This is a genomic window from Thalassolituus sp. UBA2590, from assembly GCF_002339775.1.
Taxonomy (GTDB): domain Bacteria; phylum Pseudomonadota; class Gammaproteobacteria; order Pseudomonadales; family Oceanobacteraceae; genus Thalassolituus.
In genome coordinates this window covers 5579-13633 of the sequence record NZ_DDKU01000024.1, presented here as the reverse complement: position 1 = coordinate 13633, position 8055 = coordinate 5579, and the positions used below count along the sequence as shown (strand labels likewise).

The window sequence follows — 8055 nt, the reverse complement described above, 5'->3', positions numbered from 1 at the left end:
TGCGGTTAGGCGAGTACCTTACGCCACTGCATTTTCCTCTATTGGCGATGAACCTGATGCATAGCCGGAGTTTGCTGGAGGCATTAGGCATGGCAGAGCGTTATTCGTCGGTCATCAGTGAAGGCGGACGTTTTTCTCTCAATCAGGATAACGGCCAGATGCATGTGATCTATCTGCCGGGCGACAGGTCGTTCAGTCGTGATCAGATAGACACCGTACTCCTGTTACTCAAGAAGTTCGGCGAGTGGCTTTACTGCCGCCCGGTACCGCCGGTCAGAGTGCTGCTGGGTTTTACCGTCGACGAGGCGGAAGTTGAAGAATACGAACGTGCTTACGGTTGTATTCCGGAATTCGGAGCAGATAAACATGCCCTGGTCTACGACGTTGCATGGTTTCAGAAGCCACTGCCTGGTGGTGAACCAGCACTCGCCGGTATGCATCAGCAATTGCTGGATGCCCAGTTAAAGCGAATTCAGCAACCTGAAGTGAGAATCCGAGTGGAGCGTTGCCTACAGGAGGCTGTGCATCTTGCCACTGACCGTGAGGAAGTTGCCTCACGCTTATATATGAGCGTCAGTACGCTACAGCGTCGCCTCGTTGAAGCCGGAACCAGTTTTCAACAGTTACTGGATGCCGAACGTGAGCGTCGGGCGACGCAGTTGCTTAGGGGAACAGACGTACCGATTGCCGACATCAGTGCTCTGCTGGGCTTTGCCGACGGCAGCGCCTTCAGCAAAGCGTTTAAACGCTGGCAGGGGATGACTCCCCTACAGTATCGTCGTAGTGACTGACTTCTGTTTTGGAATTACAGAGCATCCAACGCTGCGATCAGGTCGTCGTGATGGGTTTTAGTTTTGACTTTTTCCATGATGTGAACGAGCTTGCCATCTTCATCAATGATGAAGGTAATACGATGAACGCCCATAAACTCGCGGCCCATAAACTTTTTCATGGCCCACACGCCGTACTTCTCAGCGATGGCGTGATCTTCATCTGAAAGCAGGTCGAAATTCAGCTCATCGCGATCAATGAACTTCTGCAGGCGCTTCGGAGCGTCCGGGCTAAGACCCAGAACAACCACATTACGGTCGTCCAGCTCTTTCTGGGTATCGCGCAGACCGCAAGCCTGAACGGTACAGCCTGGTGTCATAGCTTTCGGGTAAAAATAGAGTACGACTTTTTTACCTTTAAGGTCGCTGAGGGCAACCTCTTCTTCGCGTTGATTCAGGGTGGTGAAGTCTGGAGCTGGTTGACCCAGTTCTGGGAAGTCGAGTGCCATAGTGTCCTCTGTATAAAAGGTGTATAAGAATTTATAAAGGCTACCGGAAGGCGGCGATTGAATGCAAGACTCTGAACTATTGAAGTTTCAGGGCCGACTTCGGTATACAGCAGCAGGGCAGAATTTCATCATCATCAATCCATGCCATAGGCTCTTCAATATAGTGAACATCGCCTTCAACTAAGCGCACCCGGCAACTGCCACAGTAGCCTTCGCGGCATTGATATTCGATATGAATATCCTGAGCCTCGAGGGATTCCAGCAAGGTGTTTGCGTGCTGGAAACGTGCGTTACGACCGTCCGCGAATGCCACTTCAAAGATAGGTTTTTCCATGCCTTCAAAGATGGTCTGCGGCGTTGGCTCAGGAGATTCTGCGAGCAGATCAAACAGGTCACCCTGCTCGAGTACGGTATCTTCTTTGGGGAGCGATCTGGTAGTGGCGGGAAGGGGCAGTTCGCCCAGATCCATTTCCAGCTGAGTGGTGCTGCCACCGGTCAGTTCCATTTCGGTCTGGGCGTCAGAATAAAATGTTCTCGAACTGGCCCAGCGACGGCGGCCGATACGGGCCGCCCTGCGTGCGTTGGTCATGGAATCAGGGATTACAGGTCAAAGTCACCGAAGTCTGCAGTATCAACTTCACTGTCAATCGCACCTACCAGGTAAGAGCTGATTTCAGCTTCCTGTGGTGCCACCTGAACGTTATCACTGTTCAGCCAGGCGTTGATCCACGGGAGTGGGTTGTTACGCACTTCAAAGATCGGGTCGAAGCCGAGAGCGCCGATACGCTGGTTGGTAATGTATTCAACGTACTGGCTCAGGATGTCTTTGTTCAGACCGATCATTGAACCGTCTTTAAACAGGTAGTCAGCCCATTCTTTTTCCTGCTCGGCTGCTTCGTGGAAGATGCCAATGACGTCATCGCGGCACTCTTCAGCGATTTGTGCGAACTCGGCATCGTCTTTACCGCGCGCCATGATTTGCAGCATGTGCTGAGTACCGGTCAGGTGCAGGGCCTCATCACGTGCGATCAATTTAATGATTTTCGCGTTGCCTTCCATTTTCGCACGTTCGGCAAACGCGAATGAGCAGGCAAAGCTGACATAGAAACGAATCGCTTCGAGTACGTTCACCGAAACCATTGTCAGGTACAAACGGCGCTTCAGCTCGTGCAGGTTCACATCAATGGTTTCACCATTCACTGTGTGCTTGCCTTCGCCGAGCTGCTGATAGTAGTTACTCAGTTCGATAAAGTCGTCGTAGTACTTGGTTACCGAAATTGCACGGCGGACGATGTATTCGTTTTTGGTGATGTCATCGAAGACAACAGCCGGATTCGGGACAATATTCCGCACGATGTGCGTGTAAGATCGGCTGTGGATAGTCTCACTGAAAGACCAGGTTTCAATCCAGGTTTCGAGTTCTGGCAGAGAGACCACAGGCAGTAAAGCGACGTTTGGAGAACGGCCCTGAACGGAATCCAGCAGTGTCTGATACTTCAGATTAGAGACGAAGATATGCTTCTCGTGCTCCGGAAGATCCATAAAATCTTTGCGATCGTTGGTCAGGTCGACTTCTTCCGGGCGCCAGAAAAAGGACAGCTGCTTTTCGATCAGGTTTTCAAAGATCTTATGCTTCTGCTGGTCGTAACGTGCAACGTTGACGGGCTCGCCGAAAAACATCGGCTGCTCAAAAGTATCAAACTCGTTACGGTTAAAAGTTGTGTAAGCCATTCGCTGTTTTAGTCTCGTGCTATGGGCGCAGCCCCATAGCCGCGCCCCTTAATAAATCAGATTTTACACGCACCACCGGCGCAATCGTCGTCTTCTTGTACAGCTTCTTTCTGCGGGTCTTCCATACCGTCACGGGTGTTGTGGTAGTACAGTGTTTTCACACCGTTACGGTATGCGGTCAGCAGGTCTTTCAGCAGTTGCTGCATCGGTACTTTGTTGCCTGGGAAGCGGGACGGGTCATAGTTTGTATTCGCCGAGATCGCCTGGTCGACAAACTTCTGCATGATACCGACCAGCTGCAGATAACCCTGGTTGTCCGGGATCTGCCACAGGAGTTCGTAGTTTTTCTTCAGGTTCTCATAATCAGGCACAACCTGCTTGAGGATACCGTCTTTGCTCTGCTTAACGCTGATGTAACCACGTGGCGGCTCAATACCGTTGGTCGCGTTACTGATCTGCGATGATGTTTCGGATGGCATCAGGGCTGTCAGTGTTGAGTTACGCAGGCCGGTATCGACGATGTCTTTGCGCAGTGTTTCCCAGTCGTACTGAAGAGGTTCTTCACAGAACTTGTCGACATCTTTCTTGTAAGAGTCGATTGGGAGAATCCCCTGAGCATAAGTCGTGTCGCTGAACGCTTCACACGCGCCTTGCTCTTTCGCCAGCTGGTTCGATGCGCGCAGCAACCAGTATTGAATCGCTTCAAAGGCGCGATGAGTCAGGCCGTTGGCTGAACCGTCTGAGTACTTAACACCATTCTTCGCTAAGAAGTAGGCGAAGTTAATCACGCCAACACCCAGAGTGCGGCGTGCAAGGCTGGCGCGCTGAGCTGCAGGTACTGGATAGTCCTGATAGCTGAGCAGGCTGTCGAGCGCACGCACGATAAGATCAGAAAGATCTTCAAGTTCGTTCAGGTCGTCGATCTTGCCCAGGTTAAACGCGGCGAGAGTACACAGGGCGATTTCGCCACTCTCGTCGTTAATGTCGTTCAGCGGCTTGGTTGGCAGTGCAATCTCGAGACAGAGATTTGACTGACGCACTGGCGCTTTCTTCGGATTGAACGGGCTGTGGGTATTACAGTGGTCCACATTCTGAATGTAGATACGGCCGGTACTTGCACGTTCCTGCATCATCATTGAGAAAAGGTCGACCGCCTTGATGGTCTTTTTGCGGATGCTGTCATCAGCTTCGTACTTGGTGTAGAGCTGCTCAAACAGTTCCTGGTCCTCAAAGAAGGCGTCGTAAAGCCCAGGAACATCACTCGGTGAAAACAGGGTGATGTTGCCATTCTTGATCATGCGTTCGTACATCAGCTTGTTCAGTTGAACGCCGTAATCGAGGTGACGCACGCGGTTTTCTTCAACGCCGCGGTTATTCTTCAGAACCAGCAGGTTCTCAACCTCGTAATGCCAGATCGGGTAGAACAGAGTCGCTGCTCCGCCACGCACACCACCTTGAGAACAAGACTTAACTGCCGTCTGGAAGTGCTTGTAGAACGGAATACAACCGGTGTGAAATGCTTCGCCGCCACGGATCGGGCTGCCAAGTGCACGGATGCGCCCGCCATTGATGCCAATACCCGCACGTTGTGAAACGTACTTAACGATGGCACCGGCTGTTGCGTTGATGGAATCCAGACTGTCGCCGGCTTCGATCAGTACACACGAGCTGAACTGACGGGTCGGGGTGCGCACACCGGCCATGATAGGTGTCGGCAAAGAAAGCTTGAACGTAGAGACGGCATCGTAAAAACGCTTGATGTAGTCGAGACGGCGCTCTTTATCGTACGACGAGAACAGACATGCAGCGATCAGGACATACAGGAACTGAGCACTTTCGTAGACTTTGCCCGTTACACGGTTCTGGACAAGGTATTTCCCTTCAAGCTGCTTTACTGCGGCGTAGCTGAAGTTCATGTCGCGTGAATGATCGATGAATGCGTCCATCGCCGCGAATTCTTCTTCGGTGTAGTCCTCAAGCAAATGCTTGTCGTAACGCTCGCCTTCAACCATCGCTTTCACATGATCAAGGAGCGCTGGTGGCTCAAAGCGGCCGTAGGATTTCTTACGCAGGTGGAAAATGTTCAGGCGAGCGGCCAGATACTGGTAATCAGGGGCTTCTTCTGAAATCAGGTCGGCCGCGGCTTTGATCAGGGTTTCATGAATTTCTGAGGTCTGGATGCCATCGAAAAACTGAAGATGAGCACGCAGCTCAACTTCTGACACAGATACCTTCTCCAGCCCTTCTGCAGCCCAGGTGACAACTTTGTGGATCTTATCGAGATCAATCGGTTCCTGACTGCCGTCGCGTTTGGTGACTCTGAGGGTAGCGTTCATGTTTTCTGTGCCTGTATTCAAGGGGAATCTACTCCATCTTTCCCTGACGGCGCCGGTGTCTTAATGCTTGACATTCCGGTTGTTTTAACTGCGGAAGCGCGCTAAGTCTCTGACGTCATGTAGGTTTTTTACTTCGCCACAAGATAATGCGCCCAGTGGGTGAATTCAACCCCATATCTTGTGTTGTTTCGGCACTATTGGACAGCTCGTATTGTGGATAAGTTGTGCGTATGTGGTGGACATGAAGGGGGTAACCGACGCCAGCCCAGTCACCGCCTGATGGGCGACTTTTCTGAGTGCTAAAACGGCCGTTCTGATATAAATGTCGACTGTTACTGTGCAACAAAGCGTAACAGCGTCTAAAGTTATCTATAGTTAAGATAGTGGCGTTGCTGTGGCTGTTTCAGCTGAGCACAGGTTCCCAGAGTGGAACATTCGATTGTTAGGAATGGTAGGTCTTCATGTTAAAGCACGAAAATACACAGAGCCCCGAGGAAAACTGGCGAATCCTGATCGTTGAGGACGATGAGCGACTCGCTGCCCTGACCAAGGATTACCTGGAAAGCAATGGCCTGATTGTGACAGTAGAGGGCGATGGTAGCCGTGCTATTGACCGTATCAAGTCGGAGCAGCCTGATCTGGTCGTGCTGGATCTGATGTTGCCAGGCGAAGACGGCCTGGCAGTGTGTCGTATTGTTCGCCCGCATTATAAAGGGCCGATTCTGATGTTAACGGCACGGACTGAAGACCTTGACCAGGTTCTGGGTCTTGAAATGGGTGCTGACGATTACGTCGCTAAGCCTGTCCGCCCACGTGTTCTTCTGGCCCGTATTCGCGCGCTGTTGCGCCGCGTTGGCGACGGCGTTGAGGAAGTGGAAGAAGAAGGCAGCTCATCTTCCCGCCTGACGTTTGGCAATCTCGTTGTCGACAGCTCAATGCGTGAAGCCTGGCTGGAAGGTGAAAGTATCGACCTGACCAGTGCGGAGTTTGATCTTCTCTGGTTGCTGAGCAGCAATGCCGGCAGAGTTCTGACCCGGGAAGAAATCTTTAATCAGTTGCGTGGTATTGAATACGACGGTCAGGACCGTTCCATCGATGTGCGGGTATCACGTATTCGTCCGAAGGTGGGTGATGATCCAATGAACCCTAAGCGTATTAAGACGGTACGTAGCAAAGGCTATCTGTTCGTCAAAGAGCTCTGACCCGTTACAGGAGTAAACGGCTATTTTTATTCGGGTATATTTCGGGCTCCTTGGTGCTCTTCTGGCGGTGGCAGTCCTGTGCTCAGCCGCCTTGCAGCTCGTTAACCTAGTGCGTTCTGCACAGTTCTACGAAGAAGTCTCCCGCGGCAGTCTGTATCTGATCGGTGAGCGCCTCGCATCGGATGAGGGGGCGTTGCCGCGTCTTGAAGCGGCGTTTGATGCGTCTATTGCGATTCGTCCTGAAGATGATGGGCCAGAGGATGAGTATGAGCGCTCGCGCTTACTGCGTGGCCAGGTCATCGTTACTGTTTCGCCGGATGGCAAAACAGCCTCTATGCGCAGCATGATGCCTGATGGACAGTGGTTGTATGTCGACTTTAATAAGCTTTCTGAGCTTCAGGTCAGGGCCACCGCTCGCCTGTTAGTCGAACTATGGCAACGCAGCGGAGAGGCAATCGATAGCTTCCTGGCGGATGTGCAGAGCCACTTCGGTTACCCTCTGTCCGTGGTGAATATCGCCGATCTGGAAATATCGGCAACCGATCTTGCACGTATGCAGTATGGTGATGTATTGGTGCAGCTTGCCGTCGATGGTGCCGGTGCGGATGCTTACATACAAATCCCTGGGGCTGAGCAGGTGGTCCGTCTCGGTCCGGTTGAAAAATTCAATCCATATTCTTTCAGAGCTGTTTTCGTTATTGGCACTATCGGTGTTTTACTGATTGGCCTTGGCGTTTATTGGGTGGTTAACACCTTTGAAACGCGTCTGCGAAAACTTGAACAGGCGACCAGTCGTCTGTCTCAGGGACACCTGAATGCGCGAGTGAGCACTTCTGGTGAAGATGCTGTTGGTCGCCTTGGTCATTCCTTCAATAAGATGGCTGAACATATTCAGCGTCTGATCTCAATTCAGCGTGAAATGGTACGCGCTGTGTCGCATGAACTTCGCACACCTGTTGCCCGTATTCGTTTCGGGGCTCAGATTATCGAAGATTCGGTAATGGATGACCCTTTTGTATCAAAGCAGCTCGCTGGTATGGATGCCGATATTCAGGAGCTGGATGAGCTGATTGATGAAATTCTGACCTATGCACGTCTTGAAGAGGGCGGCCCGATTCTTGATTTTCAGAAGATCAACGTTGCCGAGGTCGCTAAGCAGGTGGTCGGCGAAGCCCGGCCACCCGAGCATGTTGCTGTTTCGTTTGAGGGCAGTGGTCCAGAGGGTTTCCCGTTCTCTGAGGTTGAACCGAGGTACGTGCACCGGGCTATTCAGAACCTGGTCGGTAATGCAGGGCGTTATGCTAAAGGGCGCGTCAAAGTGCGATGCAGCGTAGCGGACGATATCTGTCGTGTAGATGTCGAAGATGATGGCCCTGGAATTCCGGAGGAGGACTGGGATCGTGTTTTCAGCGCGTTCGCTCGCCTGGATGACAGCCGGACCCGCGCTTCTGGTGGTTATGGCCTAGGATTATCGATTGTGCGCCGGATTATGTACTGGCATGGCGGG

Annotated in this window: 7 protein-coding genes; 3 read left to right on the top strand and 4 right to left on the bottom strand. The window is 52.0% G+C overall.

Annotation, left to right across the window (positions count from 1 at the left end; all coding sequences use genetic code 11):
• The coding region (locus tag B2067_RS02405; protein ID WP_301387329.1) for a helix-turn-helix domain-containing protein at positions 1 to 791 on the top strand (791 nt) is incomplete at its 5' end.
• A 14-nt stretch (positions 792 to 805) separates the two neighbouring features.
• Here B2067_RS02405 and bcp read toward each other — a convergent pair.
• The 4 genes from bcp to nrdA form a co-directional block, all read right to left on the bottom strand.
• A complete protein-coding gene (gene bcp / locus B2067_RS02400) occupies positions 806 to 1279 on the bottom strand; it encodes a thioredoxin-dependent thiol peroxidase (RefSeq protein ID WP_068440249.1) in 474 nt (157 codons plus the stop codon).
• Positions 1280 to 1355: 76 nt separating this feature from the next.
• Entirely contained in the window at positions 1356 to 1868 is a 513-nt protein-coding gene (gene yfaE / locus B2067_RS02395; protein ID WP_297532895.1) for a class I ribonucleotide reductase maintenance protein YfaE, read from the bottom strand.
• An 11-nt stretch (positions 1869 to 1879) separates the two neighbouring features.
• Positions 1880 to 3010 carry a class Ia ribonucleoside-diphosphate reductase subunit beta gene (gene nrdB, locus B2067_RS02390; RefSeq protein ID WP_068440251.1) on the bottom strand — a complete coding sequence of 377 codons (1131 nt, stop codon included), beginning with the start codon at positions 3008 to 3010 and terminating at the stop codon, positions 1880 to 1882.
• Positions 3011 to 3066: 56 nt separating this feature from the next.
• Entirely contained in the window at positions 3067 to 5346 is a 2280-nt protein-coding gene (gene nrdA / locus B2067_RS02385; protein WP_068440253.1) for a class 1a ribonucleoside-diphosphate reductase subunit alpha, read from the bottom strand.
• 461 nt (positions 5347 to 5807) lie between these two features.
• On the opposite strand from nrdA, the gene B2067_RS02380 reads away from it, so the two are divergent.
• Positions 5808 to 6548, top strand: coding sequence for a response regulator (locus tag B2067_RS02380; protein ID WP_068440255.1), 741 nt, complete (start codon positions 5808 to 5810; stop codon positions 6546 to 6548).
• 67 nt (positions 6549 to 6615) lie between these two features.
• The coding region (locus tag B2067_RS02375; RefSeq protein WP_301387328.1) for an ATP-binding protein at positions 6616 to 8055 on the top strand (1440 nt) is incomplete at its 3' end.